The 25,712-nt window shown below is 71.2% G+C and carries 22 protein-coding genes and 1 tRNA gene; 11 read left to right on the top strand and 12 right to left on the bottom strand.

The genetic code is table 11. The features are described from left to right. Positions 1-124: 124 nt before the first annotated feature. Genes GXW79_RS03525 through GXW79_RS03515 form a run of 3 tightly spaced genes read right to left on the bottom strand, consistent with a single transcriptional unit; the run spans position 125 to position 2,389 of the window. Positions 125-1,471 (bottom strand): hypothetical protein, encoded by a 1,347-nt coding sequence (locus tag GXW79_RS03525; RefSeq protein ID WP_211872920.1) that lies wholly within the window; start codon positions 1,469-1,471, stop codon positions 125-127. 30 nt (positions 1,472-1,501) lie between these two features. Continuing rightward, on the bottom strand, positions 1,502-1,975 hold the full coding sequence (gene dut, locus GXW79_RS03520; protein ID WP_211872919.1) for a dUTP diphosphatase: 474 nt from the start codon (positions 1,973-1,975) through the stop codon (positions 1,502-1,504). A 60-nt stretch (positions 1,976-2,035) separates the two neighbouring features. Further along, the gene (locus GXW79_RS03515; protein WP_211872918.1) at positions 2,036-2,389 is read right to left on the bottom strand and encodes a winged helix DNA-binding protein; all 354 of its coding nucleotides are present in this window, start codon (positions 2,387-2,389) and stop codon (positions 2,036-2,038) included. Between the two features lie 495 nt (positions 2,390-2,884). Here GXW79_RS03515 and GXW79_RS03510 point away from each other — a divergent pair, with 495 nt between their 5' ends. The 3 genes from GXW79_RS03510 to GXW79_RS03500 all read left to right on the top strand — a co-directional run bounded on the left by GXW79_RS03510 (position 2,885) and on the right by GXW79_RS03500 (position 9,462). Further along, positions 2,885-7,054 (top strand): CheR family methyltransferase, encoded by a 4,170-nt coding sequence (locus GXW79_RS03510; RefSeq protein WP_211872916.1) that lies wholly within the window; start codon positions 2,885-2,887, stop codon positions 7,052-7,054. Positions 7,055-7,153: 99 nt separating this feature from the next. Continuing rightward, positions 7,154-8,272: an alkene reductase gene (locus tag GXW79_RS03505; protein WP_211872914.1), complete on the top strand. Its 1,119-nt coding sequence runs from the start codon at positions 7,154-7,156 to the stop codon at positions 8,270-8,272. Positions 8,273-8,370: 98 nt separating this feature from the next. Further along, positions 8,371-9,462 carry an Acg family FMN-binding oxidoreductase gene (locus GXW79_RS03500; RefSeq protein ID WP_211872912.1) on the top strand — a complete coding sequence of 364 codons (1,092 nt, stop codon included), beginning with the start codon at positions 8,371-8,373 and terminating at the stop codon, positions 9,460-9,462. 2 nt (positions 9,463-9,464) lie between these two features. Here GXW79_RS03500 and fabI read toward each other — a convergent pair whose 3' ends face one another. The 7 genes from fabI to GXW79_RS03465 form a co-directional block, all read right to left on the bottom strand. Beyond that, positions 9,465-10,238 (bottom strand): enoyl-ACP reductase FabI, encoded by a 774-nt coding sequence (gene fabI, locus GXW79_RS03495; protein WP_211872910.1) that lies wholly within the window; start codon positions 10,236-10,238, stop codon positions 9,465-9,467. Beyond that, positions 10,235-11,347 (bottom strand): acetate/propionate family kinase, encoded by a 1,113-nt coding sequence (locus GXW79_RS03490; protein WP_367614788.1) that lies wholly within the window; start codon positions 11,345-11,347, stop codon positions 10,235-10,237. Before GXW79_RS03490 ends, fabI begins: the two co-directional genes overlap by 4 nt. Continuing rightward, a complete protein-coding gene (locus tag GXW79_RS03485; RefSeq protein WP_246503665.1) occupies positions 11,344-12,729 on the bottom strand; it encodes a bifunctional enoyl-CoA hydratase/phosphate acetyltransferase in 1,386 nt (461 codons plus the stop codon). Before GXW79_RS03485 ends, GXW79_RS03490 begins: the two co-directional genes overlap by 4 nt. 4 nt (positions 12,730-12,733) lie before the next feature. Then, a complete protein-coding gene (locus GXW79_RS03480; protein ID WP_367614787.1) occupies positions 12,734-14,473 on the bottom strand; it encodes a PHA/PHB synthase family protein in 1,740 nt (579 codons plus the stop codon). Positions 14,474-14,478: 5 nt separating this feature from the next. Further along, entirely contained in the window at positions 14,479-15,024 is a 546-nt protein-coding gene (locus tag GXW79_RS03475) for a general stress protein (RefSeq protein WP_211872906.1), read from the bottom strand. A gap of 72 nt (positions 15,025-15,096) precedes the next feature. Continuing rightward, on the bottom strand, positions 15,097-15,747 hold the full coding sequence (locus GXW79_RS03470) for a BON domain-containing protein (RefSeq protein WP_211872904.1): 651 nt from the start codon (positions 15,745-15,747) through the stop codon (positions 15,097-15,099). A gap of 122 nt (positions 15,748-15,869) precedes the next feature. After that, positions 15,870-16,742, bottom strand: a complete 873-nt coding sequence (locus GXW79_RS03465; RefSeq protein WP_211872902.1) for a universal stress protein — start codon at positions 16,740-16,742, stop codon at positions 15,870-15,872. A gap of 219 nt (positions 16,743-16,961) precedes the next feature. Between GXW79_RS03465 and GXW79_RS03460 the strand changes: the two genes are divergently transcribed. Both GXW79_RS03460 and GXW79_RS03455 read left to right on the top strand, forming a co-directional pair. Then, entirely contained in the window at positions 16,962-18,848 is a 1,887-nt protein-coding gene (locus tag GXW79_RS03460; protein ID WP_211872900.1) for a hypothetical protein, read from the top strand. Beyond that, positions 18,841-20,427: a PEP/pyruvate-binding domain-containing protein gene (locus tag GXW79_RS03455; protein WP_367614786.1), complete on the top strand. Its 1,587-nt coding sequence runs from the start codon at positions 18,841-18,843 to the stop codon at positions 20,425-20,427. The genes GXW79_RS03460 and GXW79_RS03455 overlap by 8 nt, the downstream gene beginning before the upstream one ends. 126 nt (positions 20,428-20,553) lie before the next feature. Here the strand turns inward: GXW79_RS03455 and GXW79_RS03450 are convergent. Further along, positions 20,554-20,629: transfer RNA gene (locus GXW79_RS03450), tRNA-Ala, on the bottom strand. A gap of 142 nt (positions 20,630-20,771) precedes the next feature. Between GXW79_RS03450 and GXW79_RS03445 the strand changes: the two genes are divergently transcribed. From GXW79_RS03445 to GXW79_RS03430, 4 genes are read left to right on the top strand one after another with little or no spacing between them, the layout of a single operon-like run. Next, positions 20,772-21,083: a YggT family protein gene (locus GXW79_RS03445; protein ID WP_211872899.1), complete on the top strand. Its 312-nt coding sequence runs from the start codon at positions 20,772-20,774 to the stop codon at positions 21,081-21,083. After that, positions 21,080-21,382: a DUF167 domain-containing protein gene (locus GXW79_RS03440; protein WP_211872897.1), complete on the top strand. Its 303-nt coding sequence runs from the start codon at positions 21,080-21,082 to the stop codon at positions 21,380-21,382. The genes GXW79_RS03445 and GXW79_RS03440 overlap by 4 nt, the downstream gene beginning before the upstream one ends. Beyond that, positions 21,379-22,221, top strand: coding sequence for a bifunctional methylenetetrahydrofolate dehydrogenase/methenyltetrahydrofolate cyclohydrolase FolD (folD, locus tag GXW79_RS03435; RefSeq protein WP_211872895.1), 843 nt, complete (start codon positions 21,379-21,381; stop codon positions 22,219-22,221). Before GXW79_RS03440 ends, folD begins: the two co-directional genes overlap by 4 nt. Positions 22,222-22,261: 40 nt before the next feature. Further along, the gene (locus GXW79_RS03430; RefSeq protein ID WP_211872893.1) at positions 22,262-23,149 is read left to right on the top strand and encodes a DMT family transporter; all 888 of its coding nucleotides are present in this window, start codon (positions 22,262-22,264) and stop codon (positions 23,147-23,149) included. 3 nt (positions 23,150-23,152) lie between these two features. Here GXW79_RS03430 and GXW79_RS03425 read toward each other — a convergent pair whose 3' ends face one another. Continuing rightward, positions 23,153-24,061, bottom strand: coding sequence for a LysR family transcriptional regulator (locus GXW79_RS03425; protein WP_211872891.1), 909 nt, complete (start codon positions 24,059-24,061; stop codon positions 23,153-23,155). A gap of 94 nt (positions 24,062-24,155) precedes the next feature. On the opposite strand from GXW79_RS03425, the gene GXW79_RS03420 reads away from it, so the two are divergent. After that, positions 24,156-24,590 (top strand): DoxX family protein, encoded by a 435-nt coding sequence (locus GXW79_RS03420; protein ID WP_211872889.1) that lies wholly within the window; start codon positions 24,156-24,158, stop codon positions 24,588-24,590. A gap of 127 nt (positions 24,591-24,717) precedes the next feature. Continuing rightward, positions 24,718-25,689 carry a Bug family tripartite tricarboxylate transporter substrate binding protein gene (locus tag GXW79_RS03415; protein WP_211872887.1) on the top strand — a complete coding sequence of 324 codons (972 nt, stop codon included), beginning with the start codon at positions 24,718-24,720 and terminating at the stop codon, positions 25,687-25,689. Positions 25,690-25,712: the final 23 nt, after the last annotated feature.

Raw genomic sequence — 25,712 nt, 5'->3', positions numbered from 1 at the left:
AGCGCCGGGAGAAAGAATTCTCCCGGACCCTCTTCTTTTATTTTTATCCTTGGGTGCGGTTGCGGGCGCGCGGATCATCCTGGGGGCGTAACACGGGCGGCAGGGGATCGGGAGAGGGACCGGCCTAGAAGCCAAGCGCGGCAGCGGCCTCGGCATAGGCGGCGCGGCGCGCCAGCGGCAGCGGGTGGCGCGCGGCGGCGCGTTCCAGCAGCAGCACCGCGTCCGGGCGGCGGCCGGCGCGAATCGCGCTGTCCAGGAAGAGCTGGGCCAGGACATCCTGCTGCGCGTGGCTGCCGCCCAGTCTCGGCAGGGCGCCGAGCGCGGGGCGCAGCGCCTCGACCGCGGCAGCATGCGCGCCGCGCGCGCGGTGCAGCACCGCGGCGCAGGCCGGCAGCGCGGCCTCGCGCAGCGTCACGCCCGGACCGTGCGGCGTGGCGGCGGCGGCATCGCGCAGCGCATCCAGCATCCGTTCTGCGGCGGCGAAGCGGCCGGCGCCGGCGAGCGCCATCATCCAGTGCGGCAGGGTGAAGGCGGAGGCGGTGTCGCCGATGCGCGCCTCGGCGCGGTCGGCCAGCTCCTCCCACCGGGCGCCGGCGTCAACGCCGCGCAGCTGCAGGCGGAACAGCATGGAGCACGCATTCTGCACGTCGATGTAGAGATCCGGCAGGGCCGCCGTCAGCGGGCTCGCCAGGTCGCGGAAGCCCGTGTCGTAGAGCGCGAGCACGCGCCCATGGTCGCCCTGCTCCAGCGCGTAGAGCGCCTCATGCCACCACAGATGGTGCTTGAGGTTGTTGCCGGCCGCCCAGTGCGGCTGCAGGCGCACGATCCATGCGGTGCCCTCGGCCCGCCTGCCCTGCATCTCGAAGACATGCGCGACGGCATGGGCCGCCCAGAGGTCGCCGGGCGACGCGTCGATCGCCGCGCGGCCGTATTCCTCGGCCGTGGTGTAGAGGCCGGCTTCCTCATGGGCGAAGGCGCGGCAGCCGAGCAGCAGGGCGGCGCCGGGCATGGCCGGGTCGATGCGTGGCAGCACCTGTTCGGCATTCGCCAGCATCCGCGCGCCGGCGCCGCTCCAGAAGGCGACGAAATGGTGAAGACGGAAGGCCAGGATATCCTGCGGATGAGTGGCCAGGATCGCCTCCCAGCGGGCGAGCGCCTGCTCCGGCGCGCCGCCCGCCCAGGCGGTCAGCGCCGCGGCATGGGCCTGCTCGCGCGCGGTGCCTGGCAGCGCCGCGGCGCGAGCGGCGGCGGCCGCGGCGCCTGGGACGGCATCGGCACGGAAGGCGAGCATGGCGAAACTGCCGGCCAGCACCTGCGCCATCGGTGCCGCGGGGTCGGCCTCCAGCAAGGGCTTGATCCGCGTCCCGGCATCGGCCGCGTAGCGGAGGTAGCCCTCCACCGCATGGTCATAGGCGCCCGCCGCCGCGGCGGAGGCGGTGGTGAGCGGCAGGCCCTGGGCATCGCGGTGCATGGTGCGGCTTCGCCTCCGCCGAGCGGGTGGTTAGGTCGTGCCGGTGGAGCCGAAGCCGCCCGCGCCGCGTTCGGTCGGCAGGGAGAACTCCTCCACCACCGCGAAGCGTGGCCGCAGGATCGGCACGAACACCATCTGCGCGAAACGCTCGCCGGGTTCGAGAATGACCGGCTCCGAGCCCGGCGCACCGCGGTTCCAGGCGCTGACCATGACCGGGCCGGTATAGTCCGGGTCGATCAGCCCCACGAGATTGCCCAGCACCAGCCCCTTGCGATGGCCGAGCCCCGAGCGCGGCAGCACCAGCGCCGCCATCCCGGGCTCGGCCATGTGCACGGCGATGCCGGTGGAGATCAGCGTCGGCGCGGCGCCCGCGGCAATGGTGAGCGGCGCGTCGATGCAGGCGTGCAGGTCGATCGCGGCGGCCATGGCGGATTGATAGCGCGGCAGGCCCCAGCCATGCAGGCGCGGATCGAGCACCTTCAGTTCCACGGCGAGATCGGTCATGCGCAAGCGCCCCCCTGAAGCGCCGCTTTAGCCGAAGCCCGGGGCGCTTGGCGAGGACAGTCAGGGGGCGAGACGTCGCTGCCCCTGCGTCAGGGCCGAGAAGAAATGCAGGTCCTCGGCCACCAGTTCGTTCACCAGCCCGCTGCCCTTTTCGGTCAGGGCGAGGCAGACGCGCCGGCGATCATGGCCGTGCAGGTAGCGGCGCACGAGCCCGGCGGCCTCCAGCGCGGCGAGCTTGCGCAGCGCGGTGCTCTGCGGCGCACCGGAGGAGATGCAGATCGCCGAGACGGAGACGTGCTTGCCCTCCGCGGTGACGGTCGCGAGGTCGAGCAGCATGTCCCAGGCCGGCCATTCGAGGAAGCTGCCGACCGACGAATTGCGTCGGCGCGCGCGCAGGCGGAGCAGCAGCTTCAAGGCATCCGGCTCGGGCGCCGCAATCCCGCCTGCTGGCATGGCAGAGGCTGGCTTCGGGCCACCGCGATCCCGGTACAACTCCGAGAGCAGCGAGGACAGATTGCTGCTGGCTTCTTGTATGCGGAGATAAATCTCACGATTGGACGCCGTGCTCACATTCGCCGAATCCATCTGGTTCTCCTGCTTGCACAACGCGTGCCGGACGCAAACCGAGCGGCCTCGGCCGCCCCGGCCCGAACATCCGTTTTTGTTTTCGGGTTAAGGATGATTTTCGAGATAATGGGTCTCCGCCGCCCAAGGGAAGCGCGTAAACTCGGATCGTCGTCACATCGGTGTGAAATGCGGCCGCGGCTGCGCTTCGCTGGCCACACGACATTGGGATGCCGATGACGCGGCAAGCGAAGCCGCGACATGCTAGTGCGACACCGCCGCGCATTGGAGCAGCGGATGCAGGAGGTTGTAGTCCCGCTTCCGAACCATGCTGCATCCGGCGCCATGCCGATCATCGCCATCGGTGCGTCCGCCGGCGGGCTGGAGGCGTGCCGCCTGTTCCTCGCCAGGCTGCCCGATCCTGCCGGCTTCGCGTTCATCCTCGTGCAGCATCTCGACCCGCACCATGACAGCCAGCTGGTCGCGCTTCTTGCGACGCACACGAAGCTCGTGGTGATGCCGGCCATCGACGGCACGCTCATGACAGCGGAGCACCTCTACGTCATAGCGCCGGGCACCGCGCTGACGGTCCAGGCCGGACGCCTCGTGGTCTCGACGCCGGACGAACCGCACGGCGCGCGGCTCCCCTTCGATCGGCTGTTGCAATCGCTCGCGTCGGGCCGCGACCCGGCGCGCGCCATGGCCGTCGTGCTCTCCGGCACCGGTCAGGACGGCACGCAGGGCGCGCTTGCCCTGCGCGCGGCCGGCGGCTTCGTCATCGCCCAGCTGCCGGCCGAAGCGGGGTTCGAGGGCATGCCGAGCGCTGCCATCGCGGCCGGCGCCGTCGACCTCATCCTGCCGGCCGCCGCGATGCCGGCCGCACTTCTGCATCGCGCGCGCGAGCCCCGGCAGGCCGGCGACCATGATCTGGCCGGGATCGTGACGCTGCTGCGCAACACCACCGCGACGGATTTCAGCCTCTACAAGCCCGGCACGCTGCGCCGGCGCATCGAGCGACGCGTCGGCATGACCGGGACCGCGGGGCTTGCAGGATACCTGGCCCTGCTGAAGGTGGACGCGACGGAAGCGACCCAGCTGGCCAAGGACCTGCTGATCCACGTGACCGGCTTCTTCCGCGATCCGGAGGTCTTCGCCCTGCTCGCCGAGCGGGTCATTCCGGGCATCCTCGCCGCCCACCCCGAAGGCCGCCCGGTGCGCATCTGGGTCGCCGGCTGCAGCACCGGCGAGGAGACCTGGTCCCTGGCGATGCTGTTCCAGGAAGCCCTGGTCGCCCGGGGCGACGCCATCCGGTTGCAGATCTTCGCCTCCGACAAGGACGCCGAGGCGGTCGCGACGGCGCGCCACGCGCACTACCCCGCCGGCATCGAGTCTGCGGTCTCCGCCGCGCGGCTCGGGCGCTTCTTCACGCGCGAAGGCGAGGGCTGGCAGGTGAAGTCGGAACTCCGCGCCCTGGTCGTCTTCACCGTGCAGGACATCCTCGCCGACCCGCCCTTCTCCCGGCTGGACTTCATTTCCTGCCGCAACCTGCTCATCTATCTGAAGCCGCAAGCGCAGGCGCAGGTAGCGGCGATGTTCCGCTGCGCCCTGCGCCCCGGCGGCGTGCTGCTGCTTGGCGCGTCGGAGACCCTGGGACCAGCCGAGGCGGCGTTCTCCGTGGTCGCGAAGTCCGAACGCATCTGGCGGCGTCGCGATACCGAAACTCCGTTCGCGGCTGCCGCCATCACGGCGGCGATCCCGGCGTCGCGCGCCATCCTGCCTGCACGCCCGGCACGGCTGGCCGAGCTGTGCCGCCGCCTGGTGGAGCTGCATCACGCGCCCGCCGCGGTGCTGGTGGATGCACAGGACCGCTGCCTGCACTCGCTTGGTCCCACCGACCGCTACCTGCTGCACGCGGCGGGTGCGGCCACGCAGGATATCCTCGCCGTGGCACGGCCGGCCTTGCGCGCGCGGCTTCGCCGCGCGCTGGCCGCATCCCGCGCATCCGGACACGTGCTCACGCGCGATGTCGAGGGCGTTCCGCATCTGGAGGTGCGCCAGGTGACCGAGGAGGGCGAGGCGCTGCTCCTCGTCTGCTTCATCGAGGCACCCGCTGCCGCCGCCGCGCCCGCGCGCCCGTCGAATGCCGGGGACCGCCCCCGCATCGCCAGTCTCGAACGTGAGCTCGAGACCACGCGTGCCGAGCTGCACGCCTCCCTCCAGGACCTCGAACGCGCGGCCGAGGAACAGCGTGCGGTCAACGAGGAGGCGCTCTCGGTCAACGAGGAATACCAGTCCACCAACGAGGAACTGCTCACCTCGAAGGAGGAGCTGCAATCGCTGAACGAGGACCTGACCGTGCTGAACGGCCAGCTGCAGGAAACGCTGGAGCACGCGCGCACCACCTCGGACGACCTGCAGAACGTGCTCTACAGCACCGACGAGGCGACCATCTTCCTCGACCCGCAGCTGCGCATCCGCTTCTTCACGCCGGTGACGCGGGCGGTGTTCTCGGTGCTGCCCGGGGATGTCGGGCGGCCGCTCGCCGACCTGCGCTCGCTCGCCGCGGATCCGACGCTGCTCGCGGATGCGGCCACGGTGCTGGCCGGCGCCGCGCCACGCCTGCAGGATATCGCGACCGCCGAGGGCGCCTGGTTCAGCCGCCGCGTCATGCCGTACCGGACACGCGATGGCGCGGTCGCCGGCGTCGTCATCACCTTCGTCGACATCACCGCGCGGCTTGAGACCAAGGCGGCGCTGCGCGAGGCCATGCATCGCGCGGAGCAGGCCAGCGCGGCCAAGTCCCGCTTCCTCTCCGCCGCCAGCCATGACCTGCGCCAACCCTTGCAGACGCTGACGCTGCTGCGCGACCTGTTGGAAAAACTCGTCGAGGGGGAGGAGGCCCGCAAGCTGGTGGCGATGCAGGAGCCGACGCTGGCCGCGATGTCGGGCATGCTGGACACGCTGCTCGACATCAACCAGATCGAGACCGGCACGCTCAAGGCGGAGCTGGCGAATTTCCCGGTCGGTCCGCTGCTGGCGCGCCTGCATGAGGAGTTCGGCTATCTCGCGGCCGGCAAGGGGCTCGATCTGCGGGTGATGCCCTGCGGCGGCGCCATCCGCAGCGATCCCCGGCTGCTGGAACAGATGCTGCGCAACCTGTTTTCGAACGCACTGAAATACACCCGCGAGGGGCGCATCCTGGTCGGCTGCCGGCGGCAGGGGGCCATGCTGCGCATCGAAGTCTGGGACACCGGCATCGGCATCGCGGAGGCGGACACCACGGCCATCTTCGAAGAGTACCACCAGCTCGACAACGCGGCGCGCGAGCGCGAGGGCGGGCTGGGGCTTGGGCTGTCGATCGTCCAGCGCCTGGCGGGGCTGCTCGGGCATGGGGTGTCGGTGCGTTCGCAGCCTCACCAGGGTTCGGTCTTCTCGATCACGGTGCCGCTCGGCCCGCCGTGCAACGCCGACGCGGCGCGGGCGACGCCCGCCGCCAGCACTCACCGTGCCGGCGCGATCCTGGTCATCGAGGATGATCCCGACGTGCGCGACCTGCTGGTGCGCGTGCTGACTGCGGAGGGACATTGCGCGATCGCCGCCGCGGATGGCGAGGCGGCGCTGGCGCTGGTCGCGCGCGGCGCCATCCGTCCCGAGATCATCCTGGCGGATTTCAACCTGCCCAAGGGCATGAACGGGCTGCGCCTGGGCGACCTGCTGCGCGAGCGGCTGGGTCTTGCCGTGCCGGTGGTCATCCTCACCGGCGACATCTCGACCGAGACGCTGCGCGACATCGCCGCGCGCCATTGCCAGCGCCTGCACAAGCCGGTGCGCGCCGCCGACCTCGCCGCGCTCATGCAGCGCCTGCTGGCGGAAACGCTCGCGCCGCCGGCGACGGCGCCGGGCGGGACGACCACCATCCATGTGGTCGAGGATGACGCGCAGGCGCGGGCGGTCCTGCTCGATGTGCTGCAAAGCGAGGGCCGCGCGGTGATCGGGCACGCCAGCGCCGAAGCCTTCCTCGATGCCTACCGGGCCGGCGGCGAGACCTGCCTGCTGGTGGACGCGCGGCTGCCGGGGATGAGCGGCTTCGACCTGCTGGCCCGGCTGCGCGAACAGGGCGACCCTCTGCCCGCCATCATGGTCACGGGCCTGAGCGATGTGGGGGCGGCGGTGCAGGCGATGCGGGCGGGCGCGTCCGACTTCATCGAGAAGCCGGTGCGCGCGGCGACCCTTCGCGCCGCGATCGACCGCGCCATGGCGCAGTCGCGCGATGTCGGCAAGCTGGTCGCCTGGCGTCAGGAGGCGGCCGACAGCATGACGAGCCTGACGCTGCGCCAGCGCGAGGTGATGACCCGCGTGCTGGCCGGCGATCCGAGCAAGAACATCGCCGCCGATCTCGGCATCAGCCAGCGCACCGTCGAGACGCACCGCGCCGAGATCATGCGCCGCACCGGCGCGAAATCGCTCCCCGCCTTGGCGCGCCTGGCGCTCGCGGCCGAGTCCGGGACCGGCTGAGGGCGACGCGCCCTGCGTGTTTCCCGAGGCTTCCGGAAGACGACCGGCGCGCGCAGGAGGGAAGGGTTCCGCACAGCCCACTTCCGAGGATGATTGCCCATGACGCGCGCCGTCGAAGCCCGTTCCGCCGACGCCCTGTTCGAGCCGGTGCCACTCGGCGCGCTGCGTCTCGCCAACCGGATCGTCATGGCACCGCTCACACGCAACCGCGCCGGGCCCGGCCTGGTGCCGGGGCCGTTCGCGGCGGAGTACTATGCGCAGCGCGCGACGGCCGGGCTGATCATCGCCGAGGCGACCCAGGTCAGCGCCCAGGCGCAGGGCTATGCCGACACGCCGGGCTGCTACACCGCCGACCAGATCCGCGGCTGGCGCCAGGTGACGGACGCCGTGCACACGAAGGGCGGGCGCATCTTCGTCCAGCTCTGGCACACCGGCCGCGTCTCCCACACCAGCTTCCAGGCCGATGGCGGCGCACCGGTCGGGCCTTCCGCGATCCGCGCCAAGACCAAGACCTTCATCGCCGGCGAAGGCTTCGTCGATGTCTCGATGCCGCGCGCGCTCAGGCTTTCCGAACTGCCCGGCATCGTCGAGGATTTCCGCCACGCCGCCTGCTGCGCCATCGAGGCCGGCTTCGATGGCGTGGAGCTGCACGGCGCGCATGGCTACCTGCTCGACGCCTTCCTGCGCGACGGCACCAACCACCGCGACGACGTCTATGGCGGGTCGATCGAGAACCGGGCGCGGCTGCTGATGGAGGTCACCAAGGCTTGTGCGGATGCCATTGGCGCCTGGCGGCTCGGCGTGCGGTTGTCGCCGGTCTCCACCGCGGGTGACTCGCATGATTCCGACCCGCAGGCGCTGTTCGACCATGTCGTCACGGGTCTCAACGCCTTCGGCCTCGTCTACCTTCACGTCGTCGAAGGTGAGACAGGCGGCGCGCGCGACAGCATCGCCTTCGACTATGCCGCGCTGCGTGCGCGCTTCGACGGCGCCTGGATGGCGAACAACGGCTATGACCGCGCGATGGCGATGCGAATGGTTGCCGATGGCGCGGCCGATTTCGTTTCCTTTGGCCGCCTGTTCATCGCCAACCCTGATTTGGTCGCGCGATGGCGCGCCGACGCGCCGCTGAACCCGCTGATGCCGCAATCGACCTTCTACGGTGGCGGCGCGCATGGCTATACGGACTACCCGACGCTGCCGGCAGCGCCTCGGTAGTTTCCGAACCTGTTCGGCGATACGCCGCGGCGCCTAGCCTACGGCCAACGAGCAGGAGCACACGCCATGGCCAAGCCAATCGCGATCGTCCCCGTGGCATGAAGCGCCGCTTGGCCCTGGCCGGCGCCGGCGGTGTCGTGGCACTTGGCGCCGCGGCGTTCACCGCGCGCGCGATGGGCGGCATGGACGCATACGAACGCGACGCCGCATCACTGCGTGCGCCGCTTCCGGTGCCATCCGGCATGGCGGACCTGGTCCGGCACGCGACGCTCGCACCCAACGGGCACAACACGCAGCCCTGGCGATTCCGGCTGCGCGCGGATGGCGTCGACATGCTGCCCGACCTCACGCGGCGCACAGCGGTGGTCGACCCCGACGACCACCATCTCTTCGTGAGCCTCGGCTGCGCCGCGGAGAACCTCGCACTCGCGGCCGGGGCGAGCGGCCGGCCCGGCCAGGTGCGCTTCGATCCAGCCGAGGGCGGTTCCATCGCCTTCCGCTTCGGCGATGCGCCCGTGTCCGCGCACGAGCTCGCCGCTGCCATCACCCGGCGCCAATCCACGCGGGCGGAGTTCGACGGCAGCACCGTCGTCGGCGCCGATCTCGCCACCCTCGCCGCCGCCGCGGCCGAGCCTGGTGTGGACCTGGTGCTGCTCACCGACCGTCCGCGCATCGACCAGCTGCGCGACCTGGTCGTGGCCGGCAACACAGCCCAGCTCGGCGATCCCGCCTTCATGGACGAGCTCACCCACTGGCTTCGGTTCAACCCGCGCGCGGCGATGGCGCATGGCGACGGGCTGTTCAGCGGGGCGAGCGGGCGCCCCGCGCTTCCCTCCTGGCTCGGGCCGACGCTGTTCCGTACCCTGACCAGTGCTGCGTCGGACAACGACAGCTACGCGCGGCAGATCCGCTCCTCCGCCGGCGTCGCGGTCTTCGTCGGCGCGCGCGCCGATCCCGAACACTGGGTCCGCGTCGGGCGGGCCTGCCAGCGTTTCGCATTGCAGGCCACGGCGCTCGGGCTGAGATGCGCCTTCATCAACCAGCCGGTCGAGGTCGCGGCGTTGCGCCCGGCGCTCGCCGGCATCCTGGGTCTGCCCGGGCGACGGCCGGACATCGTGCTGCGCTTCGGGCGCGGGCCGGTGCTGCCCTATTCGCTGCGCCGGCCGGTCGCGGACGTCGTGCTCGCCTAGCCTCAGGCCATCACGTGCTGGCCGGAATCGACCGGGATGACGGTGCCGCTGATCCGCCGCGCGGCGTCGCTGACCAGGTAAGCGGCGAGCGCGCCGACATCGTCGATATCGACCAGCTCGTGCTCGGGCGCGGCGGCGGCGGCGGTGGCCAGCAGCTCATCGAACCGGTCGATTCCGCTCGCGGCGCGCGTGCGGATCGGGCCAGGAGAGATCGCATTGGCGCGGATGCCCTGGGCGCCAAGTTCGGCGGCGACATAACGCACGGCACTCTCCAGCGCGGCCTTGACCGGGCCCATCAGGTTGTAGTGCGCGACCACGCGCTCGGAGCCATAGAAGGTGACGGTGAGCAGGGAGCCGCCGGCGGCCATCAAGGGCTCCGCCAGGCGTGCCATGCGCAGGAAGGAATGCACCGAGACGTCCATGGCCATGGCGAAGCCGGCCGCGGAGCAATCCACCACGCGGCCATGCAGATCCTCGTGCGGGGCGAAGGCGATGGCGTGCAGCAGGAAGTCGAGCCGGCCCCATTCGGCGGTGAGCTTCGCGAACACCGCCTCCAGCTCGCCCGCCACGCGCACGTCGCAGGGCAGCAACTGCGAGCAGCCGAGCGGCTCGGTCACGGCGCGCACATTCGGCAGCGCCTTGTCGTTGAGGTAGGTCGCGGCGACCTCCGCGCCGGCGGCGGCGAAGGCGCGTGCGCACCCTGCGGCGATGCTCGCATCATTGGCGATGCCGATGATGAGGCCGCGCTTGCCGGCGAGGCTGGGGCTGAGTGTCATGGGGGATCCTTCCAGGCGATGACCGCGCGCGTGTGTTGCGCGACCATCGCTTCCTCGTCCGTGGCGATGACATGGATGGCGACGCGGCTTGCCTCGTTGCTGACCATCGGTGCCCCCGCTGCATTCGCTTCCGCATCGAGGCCGAGGCCAAGCCAGGCCAGGCGCTCGCAGACCGCGGCGCGCACCGGTGCGGCGTGCTCGCCGATCCCGGCCGTGAAGACCAGCCCGTCGATGCCGCCGAGCGCCGTCGCCATGCCCGCGACGTCGAGTGCGATACGGTAGGTGAAGAGCTCGATCGCCTCGCGCGCTTCCGGCGCGGCGGAGGCCATCAGCACGCGGATGTCGCCGCTGATGCCGGACACGCCGAGCAGGCCGCATTGGTGGTAGAGCAGCGCCTCGATCTCGGCGAAGGTTTTCCCCGCTCGGCCGAGATGCAGGATCACGCCGGGGTCGAGGCTGCCGCAGCGTGTCGCCATCAGCAGCCCGTCGAGCGCGCTGAACCCGGTCGTGGTTGCGATGGAGCGCCCGTCGCGCAGTGCGCAGAGGCTGGCACCGGAGCCGAGATGCGCGACGACCACGCGGCGCAGGCCGGGCGCCACCTTCGCGAGTTGCCGAGCGATGTATTCGTAGGAGAGGCCGTGGAAGCCGTAGCGGCGCAGCCCGGCCTCGGTCATCGCGCGCGGCAGGCCGAAGCGTTGCGCCACCGGCGGCAGGGTGTGGTGGAAGGCGGTGTCGAAGCACGCGACCTGCGGCAGCGCGGGGTGGCGCGCCGCCAGCGCCGCGATGGGGGCGAGGTTGCGCGGCATGTGCAGCGGGTCGAGCGGGGCGAGCGTGTGCAGCGCGCGCAGGAGTGCCGGCGTCACGGCTTCCGGTGCGATGTGATCCGCGCCGCCATGCACCACGCGATGCCCCACGGCCCGCAGGGTCAGCTCTGGCGCGCGCCGCGCCACATCCGCCAGAATGTTATCGAGTGAGATCCCCATCGCACCGCCCTCGTCACCGGTCTCGATCTCGCCGCGCAACATGGCCGGGCCGTCGCCCGCATCGCCGAACAGACCAAACTTCACGCTCGATGACCCGGCATTGATCGTGAGGATCGCGCCGCTCACGCCGGGACGGCCGCACGCGCGATCAGCACCGCGAGCGCGCAGGAGGCGAGGCGCGTCGCCGCATTGTCCGCGCGGCTGGTCAGCACGATCGGCACGCTGGCACCCAGCACAACCCCGGCGGCCGCCGCGCCCGAGAGGAAGGTCAACTGCTTGGCCAGCATGTTGCCGGCCTCGAGGTCGGGCACCACCAGGATATCGGCGTGCCCGGCGACCTCGGAGACGATGTGCTTTTCGGCCGCAGCACCCGCGTCGATCGCGTTGTCGAGCGCGAGCGGACCGTCGAGCAGGGCGCCGGTGATCTGCCCGCGATCGGCCATCTTGCACAACGCGGCGGCGTCGAGCGTCGCCGGCATGCGCGCATTGACCACCTCGACCGCGGCGAGGATCGCCACGCGCGGCCGCGCGATGCCCAGCACATGCGCGAGGTCGATGGCGTTCTGCACGATCCCGGCCTTGGCCGCGAGGCCAGGTGTGATGTTGATCGCGGCATCGGTCAGCAGCAGCGGGCGGGGGAATTCGGGCACGTCCATCACGTAGACATGGCTGATCTGCCGGGCGGTGCGCAGGCCGCAGCCGGTGGCCACCACCGCATGCATCAGCACGTCGGTGTGCAGGTCGCCCTTCATCAGCGCGGCGACCTCGCCGGCGCAGGCCAGTGTTACCCCCGCCAAGGCGGATGCGGCGGCGTCCGGCGTGTCGATCACGCGCAGGCCCGCGATATCGGCGGCGATGGATTGCGCCACCGCCGCGATCACCGCCGCCGGGCCGATTAGCACGGGCAGGATGAACCCCGCCGCGGCCGCCGCCAGCGCACCGGAGAGCGACGCGGCGTCCACCGGATGGACGATGCCCATCGACACCGGTGCGCCGCCAGCCGCGCGCTGCAGTAGGGCCACCATCGCCGGATGCCGGCCGATTCGGATCTCCGGCAGTGCCACGCGCGGCAGGCGCAGTTTTTCGCGCGGCGCCCGCGCCTCGGCAGTGCCGCTGATCACCACCTTGCCCGCCTGGTTCGTGCAGACGCAGTCGAGCGTCACGTCGCCCTTCTCGGCGCGTTTCTCGCTGATGGTGAGTGTCGCGGTGATGGTGTCGCCGATCGCCACGGGGTGGCGGAAGCGCAGCGCCTGGCCGAGGTAGATCGTCCCCGGCCCCGGCAGCCTGGTGCCGAGCACGGCGGAGATCAGCCCCGCGCCCCAGATGCCGTGGATGATGATGTGGTGGAACATGTCGCCCGCCGCGTAGACGGGGTCGACATGGGCCGGGTTCACGTCGCCGGTGACGGTCGCGAAGAGGTCGATGTCGCGCTGCGTCACGCGATGCGAGAGGCTGGCGGTCTCGCCGACCGTCAGCTCGTCGAAGGTGCGGTTCTCGATGAAGTCCATGCGCCTAGTGCTCCCGCACATAGGCGCCGGGCGCATCGGCGAGTGCGGCGCCCATGGCCGGCGGCGCGACAGGCGGGCCGGACTGCGCCGCAAGCCAGTCACCCCACGCAAGCCACCAGGAGCCATCCTGCGGTGCGGTCTCCGCGCGCCACTCATCCGGGCCCGGGCTGCGCCCGTCATGCGCGCGCAGGCGCATCCGGAAACTCCGCCGCGGATGGCCGGGCTCGCTGACGATGCCCGCATTGTGCCCGCCCGAGGTCAGCACGAAGGTGAGCGCGCTGTCGTTGAGCAGATGCAGCTTGAACACCGAACGCCAGGGCGCGATGTGGTCGCGCTCCGTCCCCACGGCGAAGATCGGCAGGCGGATATCGGCCAACGCCACGGGCCGGTCGCCGACACGGAACCGCCCTTCGGCGAGGTCGTTGTGCAGGAACAGCCCGCGCAGGTATTCCATGTGCATCCGCGCCGGCAGTCGGGTGCCGTCGGCGTTCCAGGCCATCAGGTCGTTCGGCGCGTCGTGCTTGCCGAGCAGGTAGTCGTGGATGCCGCGCGACCAGACCAGGTCGTTGGCGCGCAGCATCTGGAAGGCGCCGCCCATCTGGTTCGCGCTGAGAAAACCCTGCGCGCCCATGACGTCGCCGAGGAAATCGAGCTGGTCGTCGGTGATGAACAGCTGCAGCTCGCCGGCCTCGGTGAAATCGGTCTGCGCCGCGAGCAGCGTGAGGCTCGCGAGCTGCGCATCGCCGTCGCGCGCCATCGCGGCGGCAGCGATCGCGAGCAGCGTGCCGCCCAGGCAATACCCTGCGGCGTGAACCTTCGCCGGACCGCAGATCGCCTGCACCGCATCGAGTGCCGCCATGATCCCGATGCTGCGATAGTCATCGAGCGTGGTGTCGCGCATCGACGCGTCCGGGTTGCGCCAGGAGATGGCGAACACCGTCCGCCCCTGGCCGACCAGCCAGCGGATCATCGAATTCCCCGGCGACAGATCGAGGATGTAGTACTTCATGATCCAGGCCGGCACGATCAGCACCGGCTCGGCACCCACCATCGGCGTGGTGGGCGTGTACTGGATCAGCTCCATCAGCGCGTTGCGCAGCACCACCTTGCCCGGCGTCGCCGCGACATCGATACCCAAGCGGAAATGCGGGTCGTCCTGCGCCGGACCGCGCGCCGCGGCCTTGTCGGCGAGCAGATTGGAAAAACCTTCGATCAGGTTTCGCCCCCCGGTGGCGCGCGTCGCCGCGACGACCTCGGGGTTGAACCAGGGCCAGTTCGAGGGCGAGACCATGTCGAGGAACTGGCGCGTGTTGAAGCCCATGATCCGGCGGTTGCCGGGGTCCATCCCGTCGGGGGACTGCACCAGGCTCTCGCACCACTGCTCGCCCAGCAGCACGGCCTGCACGACGAGCTTGTAGGGATGCTGCGACCAGGCCGGGTCGGCGAAGCGGCGGTCGCCCTCGGGCAGCGGCAGCAGCGCCTCGGTGCCCAGCGCGATGCGCGCGAGGCGCTGCCAATGCTCGACGGCGGTGCGCCCGAATTCGGCCGTCTCGAACGGCGCGTTAAGCGCGTGCGCCGCCCAGTCGAGGAAGGCGAGGCTCGCCGTGCTCGGCGAGTGGCCGCCGGTGAAGCGGCTCTGCCAGGCGTGCAGCAGCCGGTCGAGATCGGCGGCACTCGTCCTCTGCGGCCCCGGGGGCGCTGCGGGCTGTGTGGCCGCGCGGATCGGAACGACGGTCTGGGGCACGTCGATCACGCCGCGCCCAAGGCGATCACCTCGGGCAGCGCGCCATAGCTGTCCAGGCGCGTGGGCTTGACGGTGCCCAGGATCGCCTTGGCGCGGGCGACCTCCTCGGCGGTGCCGTGCGCCATGACCAGGAAGCCGTCGGCCTTCACCGCGGCCTCGTATTCCAGCACGCTGTTCTTCGGAATGCCGACGCTGAACAGCGCAGCCCCAAGCGCGGACAGCCCGCCCAGCAACACCGCATTCTCGATCGCCACGATTGCGACGGTCGCGACCGCGCCCAGCATGACCAGCGGCCCCGTCACCGGGATGGTGATGAACAGCCCGCCGAAGAACAGTCCCCACAGCCCGCCCCACACCGCGCCGCGCGTGCCCCAGAAGCGCATCCGGTCGCCGGTGTTGTAGAAGCCCACCACCTTCTCCTCGGTGTGGTAGCCCTTGCCTACGACGGAGAGCTGCTGCATCGCGAAGCCGGCATCGGCGAGGTGCTTGACGGCGCTCTCCGCCTCGGCGTGGTCGTTGAAGACGGCAATGACGGTGTCGGTCTTGTCCATGGAAAGCTCCTGACGGATGGGTTCGCGCGCGATCGCCGCGCCGCCCGGTGGGGCAGCGCGGCGCGGCGTGGATCAGACGACGCGCAGGTCGTTCTCGACGGCGGTCGCACCGGGCGCGGCCCATGCCGTGGTCGCGGCCACCTGGCGCTCATAGGGCGAGCGCACCGTGCCGGTCAGGCGGATGTGGCCGCCGGTGGCGCTCACGTTGATTGTCTTGGCGTCGAACAGCCAGGAGCGATGCAGCGCATGGGTGATGTCGTCGCTGATCCTGCCGGTATCGGGCCGCACCTTGATGCTGATCTGGTTGGAGACGCCGACCACGCCCAGCAGCCAGGCGATCTCGCGCTCGGCGGCGGATTTCTGGAAGTACCACTCGACCTCGCCGGTCAGCGTCACCCAGCCCTTCTCCACGCGCACCTTCACGGCATCGCGCGGGATTGAGGCATCCCAGCCCAGCCGGTCGATGACCGCAGCCGCGATGTCGTCATCGCCGCGCTCGGTCTGGAAGGGCAGCCTGACCTCGATCTCCTCGGCGATGGCCGAGACACCCTTCACGCGGCGCGCCGCGGCCTCGGCGGCCTGCTTCTGGCCGTAGGTGGCGACATGGCCCATCAGGGTCACGACGCCATCCTTGGCGGTGACACCGATATGGGCGGAATCGATGCTGGGCTCCCAGTTCAATTCCGAAAGAACGGCCTGCTTCAGCTGAGCGTCGTGCGACATGGTGATTTCCTTGTTCGGCGATGAGCGGCGGATCGGTCGCTCATTCGCCGGCACCCTAGGCGCCACCGGCGCGGCGGCGGCAGCGTCGGAAACTACGCAGACGCCGCGCCGCGCCGACGCCATCAATGCATCATCAGCACGGGCATCGGCGCGCCGCCGAGCACGCTGCGGGTGAAGCCGCCGAACACCATCTCGCGCAGCTCGCCATGCCCATAGGCGCCCATGACCAGCAGCGTCGCGCGCGCCTCGCTCGCCGCCGCGAGCAGCGCCTCGGCACCCTCGCCGTCGCCGGCTGGCACATGCCAGGCGCTCACCGCCGAGTTGTGGCGCGTGAGCGTTTCGACCAGCCTGGCCGCGGAGGCAGCGCCCGGCTCACCCGGATCGCCCGCCTCGCCGATGGTGACCACCAGCACGCGCCCGGCGCGTGCGATGAAGGGCATGGCGGCACTGACGGCGCGTGCCGCCTCCGCGCTGTCCTTCCAGGCGATCACGACGGTGTCCAGCAGCGCCGCGGGTCCATGCGGCGCTGCGACCAGCAGCGGCCGCCCGATGCCGGCCAACACCGCCTGCATGCGGCCGAGCGACACTTCCTCGCCGCCATGTGCGCGCCCGATCACGACGAGGTCCGCGGTGCGGCCATGCGCGACGAGGGCGTCTTCCTCCACGCCGGTCTCCACGGTGAGCGTGGCGCTGCCCTGCCCCGCCATGGGCATCGCATTGGCCAGCCCGCTTTCCGACCGGAACGCGGCGAAGGCGGCGCGCGCCGCATCCTCGGCGGCGACCGTCTCCTGCTCGATGGTGTCGATCATCCGGCCGGCGCCGTAGCCGCCGTAGACGCCGAGGCCGGCCATGTCGATGGCGGCGGTCACCAGGTCCTGGCGGACATGCAGCACGCCGAAATGCACCGGCAAACCCAGGCCGGCGGCGAGGGCCGTGGCATAGACGACGGCGTCGGCAGGCTCGCCGGTGGCGGGCAGCAGGATGTGCTGGAACATGGTGGGGTCCGATCGGGCAGCGCGCCGCGCGAGGTCGCGTGACGCGGGCCGAACCGTCGGTCTACCGCCGCCACAGCCGGGCCGTGCAGCCTCGGAATCTACGCAGCATCACGCCAGCGCGAGGGCCTCGTGGCGCCGTAGTTTCCGCCCCTGCCGCGGCGTGGCGCTGGCGCCTAGCGGTTGCCTTGTACGGCCAACGCCGATGAGAGGCTCCCCTCGATGAAGCAGCAGATACTCGCGGCGATCGGCGAGGCCGACCTCCGGCCCGGCGCCGCCGTGAACGCGGCGCTGGCCGCGAATGACCGGCTGAAATACGCCTTCTCGCTGCTGCAACTGGCGATGGACCAGGCGCAGCATCCACAGCCGCCGGCGGGCAGCCTCAAGGCCGAGCGCATCGCTTGTGGTATCGACGCGGCGGAACTCGACGCGGTGATCGCCGGCGCCGTGATGGCCGGAAAGGATTGCCGCATCCCGCAGGCGGCCGGAATCTGCGCGCGCATCGCCGCGGACCTGCGCGCCATGGCCTCCCCGGTGCTGCCCACCGGCAAGCCGGCGGGGCTGGCAAAGCGGGTGGATGCGGTGCTCGCCGCGCTGCCGGCCGCGGCGGATGGGCTGCTCTCGCCCGCCGCCATCGCAGCGATCACCCAGGCCGGCCATGACAGCCCGCACCAGCTGGTGATGGATCTGCACAAGCGGCTGAACGCGATGCAGGCCGACCTTGCAGAGGAGATCCTCGACGGTGCGGCGGTGTATGGCATCACCGCCGCGGACCGGCCGCTGGTCGCCGCCTTCATGGCGGGGCTGCACCGCACCGCGCCGCTGAAGTTCGACCATCCCGGCCTCGACACCACGGCGACCCGCGCTGGCGCGCGCCTGTCGATCCAGAACGACATCGGCACCACCGACGCGCATGTGCTCGTCGTCCATGTCGAGGCGCTGACCGTCAGCGTCATCTACAGCGACGTGCACACCGAGCGTCTGGCCTTTTTCCAGCAGCTGCTGGCCCCGCGCGGCGTCGCCTGGAGTGCGGCGCGCAGCGCGAGCCTGGCCAGCGGCAGCGCCTTCACCCTGGCCACCGGAACAATCACGGCGAAGGATGCGGCGGGGTGCCGCGACTATCTCGATTTCCTCGGCTCACGGCTGGTCTTCCTGATCGACTGGAACCGCGCCCGCAAGGCGCTGCGCGGCTTCTTGCGCGGGCCGGACCGCATCGCGCTCCTCGCCTGGGCGGCCGAACAGGATATCGGCCATCGCGGCTTCCTCGAGCTCGGCGGCTCGCAGGTGGTGAACCGCGCCATCGAGGCGACCGCCGGTTCGGCGATGCGCTTCGGCGACCGGCTGTGCGACGTGCTGGGCGATGCGGAGAGCGTCGCTTTCCTGCAGGGCGTGCTGCGCACGGCGAGCGAGGGGTTGCGCGCCGGCCAGTCGCCGGGGCTGCTGCGTGACCGCATCCGCGTCGCACTCGCAGGGCATTTCTCCAAGGAGGAGCGCCGGCTGCTGCTTCTCGCGGCCGACCATGCCGGCCTGATCCTCGAACTCGCCGGCCTGGTGCGCGACCGGCTGCGCGACCAGGCCCATGACGGCAAGCGCGCCCATCGCGCCGCCCGCTTCGAACACGAGGCCGACCTGCTGGTGATCGAGGCGCGCGAAGCCGCGCGGCGCCGGCCCGAGCAGCTGGTCTTCCGCACGTTGCTGGAAGCCGCCGACAACGCCGCGGACGCGCTGGAGGATGCGGTGTTCCTGCTCGAGCTCGACCCGCTTGAAGGCCATGCGCTTGCGGCGCTGCAGGACCTCGCGCGTCTGCTGGTCGACGCGGCAGGGGAATGGATCAAGGCGGTCGGACACGCCGCGCAGATCGGCCCCGCGGCGGGGACCGCGGAAACCGGGGATTTCCTCGCGGCCCTCGATGGCGTCTCGGCCGCCGAGCACGCGGCGGACGCAGCGCAGCGAAGCCTCGCTGCCAGCGCCCTCAAGCACGCGAAGGATTTCCGCCAGCTGCATTTGTTCATCACGACGGGCGACCACCTCGAAGCCGCCGCCGATGCGCTGAAGCGCGCGAGCCTGATCCTGCGCGACCACGTGCTGGTGGAGGTGATCGGTGGCTGATCGCTACATCATCGCGCCGGGCACCGCGCTCGCCCCCGGCGGCGCGGCGGAGGTCGGCAACAAGGCATGGAACCTGATGCGCATGGCGCGCGCGGGCCTGCCGGTGCCGCCGGCCTTCGTCCTGCCCACCGGCTGGAGCGCACGTCGCGCACCCGCCGAGGATCCCGCGCTACGGGCCGCGCTGCTGACCGGCATCACCGAGGTCGAGGCCGCTTCGGGCCTGGGCTTCGGTGCGGCGCGTCGGCCGCTGCTGGTATCGGTGCGTTCGGGGGCCGCGGTGTCGATGCCGGGGATGATGGAGACGGTGCTCGATGTCGGGCTGAACGCCACGACGGTCGAGGGGCTGGTCAACCTCACCGGCAATCCACGCCTCGCCTGGGACAGCTTTCGCCGACTGGTCCAGGGATTTTTCGAAGTGGTGGCCGGCCAGGATACGGCGCCCTTCGATGCGTTGATCGCGGCGGCGCTTGTGACCGCCGAGGTCGAGAGCGAGACTGATCTGGATTTCCTCGCCCTGCGCAGCCTCACCCGCGCCTTGCTGGACTGCTACCGCGATTGCGTCGGCAGCCCATTCCCCACCGACCCGCACGAACAGCTGCACGCGGCGATGACGGCCGTGTTCCGCTCCTGGGATGCGCCCAAGGCCGCGAGCTATCGCCGCCTGAACACGCTCGACGATGCCGCGGGCACCGCGGTGACGGTGCAGACCATGGTCTATGGCAATGCCGGCGGCAGCTCCGGCGCGGGTGTCGGCTTCACTCGCAACCCGGCTTCTGGCGCGCGCGAATTCTACTATGATTTCCGCTTCAACGCGCAGGGCGAGGATGTCGTCGCCGGCCGCCAGGCGCTGCACGACAATGACCGGTTGCGCACCGACCTGCCCGCGGTGTGGACGCAGCTCGAAACGGTCTGCCGCACGCTGGAAACCCTGTTCGGCGACGCGCAGGATTTCGAGTTTACCGTGCAGCAGGGCAAGCTGTTCCTGCTGCAGGCGCGCCGCGCCAAGCGCACCGACTGGGCCGCACTCGCCATCGCCGTGGACCTCGTCGCAGAGGGGCTGCTGGCGCCGGCGGCCGGGCTGAAGCTGCTCGATGGCATCGCGCTCGATGCCGTGGTGCACACCAGCTTCGCACCGCCGCTGCCCGCGACCTTGGCTGTAGCGCAGGTGGCGAGCCAGGGCGTGGCCTGCGGCGCGCTCGCGTTCGACAGTGCGGCGGTGCAGCGCTTCCACGCGGCCGGCGAGGCGAGCATCCTGGTGCGCCACGACACCGTGACCAGTGATATCGAGGGCATGGCGCTGGCGGAGGGCATCCTCACCGCCACGGGGGGGCGCACGTCGCACGCCGCAGTGGTGGCGCGCCAGCTCGGCAAGGTCTGCCTGGTGGGATGCCCGACGCTGGAGATCGATCTCGGGTCACGCACCTGCCGCATCGGCGGCACGGAGTTGCATGAGGGGGACGCCATCTCGCTCGACGGCAATGGCGGCGCGGTCTGCGCCGGGATCCTGACGCCGGTCACCGAACGCCCCGAGGCCTTGCTCGCGACGATCGCGCTCTGGCGCAAGGGGACCGCCGCATGAACTGCACCGCATTCGCGCTGGCGCATCCCGAACAGGTGCGGGTAGCCGCGGCAACCGCGCCGCTGGAGATCGCGGTCCGCGGGCTGTATAAAAGCCAATAACGGCAAAGAGTTCATGCGCGGCATATGGTGGAGCTGAGGGGAATCGAACCCCTGACCTCCTCATTGCGAACGAGGCGCTCTACCAACTGAGCTACAGCCCCATATCGCCGCGAGCCGCCGCCTATGCATCTGGCCTCGCGCGAAGTCAAGGCGGGTGCCGTGCGACGCGCCACGGTTTGGGTCGCCTTGCCGCTCAGGGTCGCCGCCGATAGGGTGCGCCGCCATTGCCCAAGGCGGAGATCCATGTTCCTCGACGCGGTGTTCTATGTGCTGCAGGCGCTGCTCGACCTCGCCTGGTGGGCGGTGATCCTGGCGGTCATCATGCAGTTGCTGCTGCAGTTCAACGTGCTCGACACGCGCAACCGCATCGTCTGGACGATCGCGGACCTGCTCTACCGTGTCACCGACCCGCTGTTCCGCCGGGTGCGCCGCGTGCTGCCGAATTTTGGGCCGCTCGACCTCTCGCCCGTCGTGGTCCTCATCGCCATCACCGCCATCGGCATATTGCTGGGCGCGACGCGGCGCTACCTCGTCGTCAACGGGCTGTATTTTTGAGCGCCTGGAACGCCGCGCCCGATGGTGTCGCGCTGCGCGTGAAGGCGCAGCCGCGTGCCCGCCGCCCTGGTGTGGGCGGTCTGGCGCCTGGGGCTGACGGGCCACGGCTGCGCGTCGCCGTCACCGAGGCGGCCGAAGATGGGCAGGCCAATGCGGCAGTGCGCAGCGCCCTGGCCGAGGCGCTTCATGTGCCGCAGAGCGCGGTCGCGCTGCGCCAGGGAGCCTCGTCGCGCCAGAAATCCTTTCATGTGGCGGGCGACGCCGCTGCCCTGATCGCTCGGCTTGAGGCTCTGGCATGAGCGCGCGGGTCATCGACGGCAAGGCGGTCGCCGAGGGGCTGCGTGCCACGCTGGCCGCCCGCGTTCAGGCGCTGCCCTTCCGCCCCGGCCTGCGCGTGGTGCGGGTGGGCGAGGACCCGGCCTCGGGCGTCTACGTGCGCAACAAGGATCGCGCCGCGGCCGCGGCCGGGTTCGACAGCGCGACCATCCACCTGCCGGCCGAGACCAGCCAGGATGCGCTGCTCGCCCAGGTCGCGGCGCTGAACGCAGATCCGGCGGTGGACGGCATCCTGGTCCAGCTGCCCTTGCCGCCGCAGATCGACGCGCAGTCGGTGATCGCCGCGATCGACCCGGCGAAGGACGTCGATGGCTTCCACCCGATCAATGCCGGGCGCCTCGCCAATGGCCAGCCGGGCCTCGTGCCCTGCACGCCCAAGGGCGTGATGTACCTGCTGCGCGATGCCGGCGTCACCCTGGCCGGCGCGCGGGCCCTGGTGCTGGGCCGCAGCACGATCGTGGGCAAGCCGATGGCGCAACTGCTGCTCGCCGCCGACTGCACCGTCACCATCGCGCATTCGCGGACGCGGGACCTGCCCGCCGAATGCCGCCGCGCCGAGATCCTGGTCGCAGCCGTCGGCCGTCCCGAGATGGTGCGGGGCGACTGGATCGCGCCCGGTGCGGCGGTCATCGATGTCGGCATCAACCGCCTGGCCGATGGCCGTCTCGTCGGGGACGTCGCCTTCGCAGAGGCGGCCGCGGTCGCCGGCTGCATCACGCCCGTCCCCGGCGGGGTCGGGCCCATGACCATCGCGTGCCTGTTGGAGAATACCCTCGACGCTGCTCTCGCGCGCCGGGCCTGACAGCAAGGAAAGGGTGCGGGCATCGCCCCGCACGGGTGCCATGGCCGCTGGCCTGCTGTTCGTCCTGATCTGGGCTTCGGCCTTCACCTCCGCCCGGTTCATCGTCCTGGAATGGTCGCCGCTTGGGGCGCTCGCGCTGCGCTTCGTCATCGCTGCACCGCTGATCGCCATCGTCGTGTGGGCGATGGGCCGGCTGACATGGCCCTCGCGCGCCGATGCGCTGCGCCTCGCGGCGATGGGCGTGTTTGGCTCCGGCGGCTATCTCGCCTGCGCCTGGCTGGCGATGGCGACGACGCCATCGGGTCTGGTCGCGCTGATCTCGGCCGTCGCGCCGCTGTTCATCGCGCTCGGCGAGCGGATCTTCTACGGCCGGCGCCTGGGGCTGCGCGCCTGGGGCGGGCTCGGCCTGGGCTGGGCCGGCGTGGCGCTGCTGGGCGTGAGCCGCGTCGGCGACGGTCTTGCGTCGGTCGAGCTCGGCGGCATCCTGCTCGCGCTGGGGGGCGCGATGTCGCAGGCGGTGGGGGTGCTGTGCTTCGCCCCCGCACGCGGCCGGGTGGATGCCTGGACCGCCAATCTGGGGCAGACGCTCGGGGCAGGGGCGATGCTGTCGCTGCTGGCCCTCCTGCTCGGCATCCCATGGCCCGACACGCTCAGCCTGCACACTGGCCTGGCACTCGCCTGGACCATCCTCGTGGTGGGGCTGGCAGGCTATGCGCTGTACTTCCTGATGCTGCGGCGGCTGCCGCCGGCGACCGCCTCGGCCCTGCAGCTGCTGGCCCCGCCGGTCGCGGCACTGCTCGGATGGGCGCTGCTGGATGAGCGGCTGCTGGTCTCCGACCTCGCCGGCGGCGCGGTGACGCTCGCGGGCCTCGCCTTGCTGTTCTCGGCCCGTCAGGCCGGGGTCCCCCCGGTGACCAAGCCCGGCTGAGGCTCAGGCGGCCTTCGCCACCTGCATGAGCAGGCGGCGCAGCCAGGTGTGCCCGGCATCGGCCTCGAAGCGGCGATGGAAGATCAGCGAGAGGCGCGTGTGCTCGATGGCGATGGGGCATTCTCGCACGACCAGCGTCTGCGCCGCCGCCATCCCGCGGGCGAGCCGGGCCGAGAGCGTCATCACCATGTCGGTGTTCTGCAGGATCGCCGGCACCGCGCCGAGATGCGCCACCACCGCGCCGAGGCGCCGCGGGTAGCCTGCCTCGCGCAAGGGCCCGTCCAGCGCGCCGCTGCGCGAGCCGTTGGGCGAATGCAGCAGATGCGGGTAGCGGGTGAAGCGCTCCAGCGTCATCTCGCCCAAGGCCAGTGGATGGTCGCGGCGCATCAGGGTGAGGAAATCCTCCGCCATCAGCATCACCCGGGTGTAGATCGCCGCCGGCTCGCGCAGCACCGCGACCGCGAGCAGCGCCTCCCCGCTTTCGAGCAGCGCATCGGAATTGGTGCGGTCGGCGTGGCGGATGGCGAGCCGGCAGCCGGGCGCCACCTGCGCCATGCGCGCGAGCAGGGGCGGGGCCAGCGTCACCTCGGCGTATTCGGAGAAGGCGACGCTGAAGACGCGGTCGCTGCTCGCAGGGTCGAAGGGCGCGTGCGAGGCCAGCGTCTCGCGCAGGCGCCCGAGCATCTCGCCGACCGGGGCGATCAACGACAGGGCGAGCGCGGTGGGCTCGACGCCGCCCGGCCGGCGGAGGAACAGCTCGTCGCCAAGGGCGGCGCGCAACCGTGCCAGCGCGTTGGACACGGCCGATTGCGACAGGTTCAGCCGCGCGGCCGCGCGGGTGACGTGGCGTTCGCGCGCCACGGCATCGAACACGCGCAGCAGGTTGAGGTCGAGCTTTTCCGGATCCGTCATTCGCGACGGTGATGATGGTCGTTTTGAGCCGGCGTTGGAAGCGGCGCCCGCGCCGGAGGAAAGTGGATCCACATTGATCAAGGAGTTGTTCGCGATGTTCCCCACTGTTTCCCAGACCACGCCCTATGCCGCGCTGCTGCTGCGCGTCAGCCTCGGCACGCTGTTCGTCCTGCATGGCGGGTTGCTCAAGCTCGGCACCTTCGGCCTCGCTGGCACGATGGCGTATTTCGGCCAGCTCGGTTACCCGCCGGTGTTCGGCGCGATCATCGCCTACGCCGAGCTGCTGGGCGGCATCGCGCTGATCCTGGGCGTCTGGACGCGGCTGGTGTCGCTGCTGTTCATCCCGATCATGATCGGCGCCACGCTGCAGCACCTGCCGAATGGCCGGATGTTCGCCTCGCCGCGCGGCGGCTTCGAGTTCCCGGTCCTGTGGACGGTGCTGATGCTGGTCCAGGCCGGCCTCGGCGCCGGCGCCCTCGCGCTGGACCCCGGCCGCCTGTTCGGCGCCCGCCGCGTCGCCACCGCCTGATCCGCCGCACTCAATCACAAAAATAAAAGAAACGGGTCCGGGGGAATTCTTTCCCCCGGCCTTGTCTTGGCGGCCTATCGCCGCGGCGGCTAGACTCGCTGGCAAGAGCAATTGCGAGGAAACGCCCATGATCACCCGCCGGCATCTCGCCGGGCTGGCCGCGTCCAGCCTCGCCGCGCCCGCCCTGGCCCAGGCGCCCTGGTCGCCCACCCGCAGCATCCGGGTCCTGGTCGGCTTCACGGCGGGTGGCGGCACCGACGTCACGACGCGCATCGTCGCGGGCAAGATGCAGACGCTGCTCGGCCAGCCCATCGTGGTCGAGAACCGTCCGGGCGGCGCCGGCAACATCGCCTCCGAGGCGACCGTCACCGCGGCGCCCGACGGCCACACGCTGATGATGGGGACCATCGCCTCGCTGGTGATGAACCCGCTCATCTCGCGCCTGTCCTTCGACATGATGACCGACCTCACGCCGATCGGGCGCTCCGTCGATGTCACGAACTTCCTCGTGGTGCCGGCGGATCGGCCCTGGCGCGACCTTCCCGCGCTGATTGCCGCGGCGCGCGCGCAGCCGGAGGCGGTCGCCTATGGCAGCTCCGGCGTCGGCAGTGCCGGGCATCTCGCCGGCGCGCTGCTGGAACAGCGCTGCGGCATCCGCACCGTGCACGTGCCCTATCGCGGCGGCGGGCAGCTCATCACGGATATTCTTTCGGGCAAGGTCGACTATGCGGTCGCGACCGCGGCGACGACCTTGCAGCATGTGGAGGCCGGGCGCCTGCGTGCGCTCGGCGTGCCGACCCCCGCGCGCAGCGCGCTGGCCCCGGATGTGCCCACCATCGCCGAAGCCGCCGGTCTGCCGGGCTACGAGGTCGCCAACTGGTACGCGCTGATGGGCCCGCGCGCGATGCCCGAGCCCATCGTGACGCGCCTGAACGACGCGCTGGTCGAGGCGCTGCGCGACCCGGAGGTCGCCGCCGGGCTCAGCCGCCACGGTCTGGAGCCGGCGCCGAGCAGCGCCGCCGATCTCGGCCGCTTCATGCGCGAGGAGACCGCGCGTTGGGGCCCGGTGCTGCGCGAGGCCGGCGCCAGCGCGAACTGATCGCGCCGGCTTGCCCGTCTCGC

It is taken from the genome of Plastoroseomonas arctica (assembly GCF_018128965.1).
Classification (GTDB): domain Bacteria; phylum Pseudomonadota; class Alphaproteobacteria; order Acetobacterales; family Acetobacteraceae; genus Plastoroseomonas; species Plastoroseomonas arctica.
This window is presented reverse-complemented; position numbering and strand designations above follow the sequence as displayed.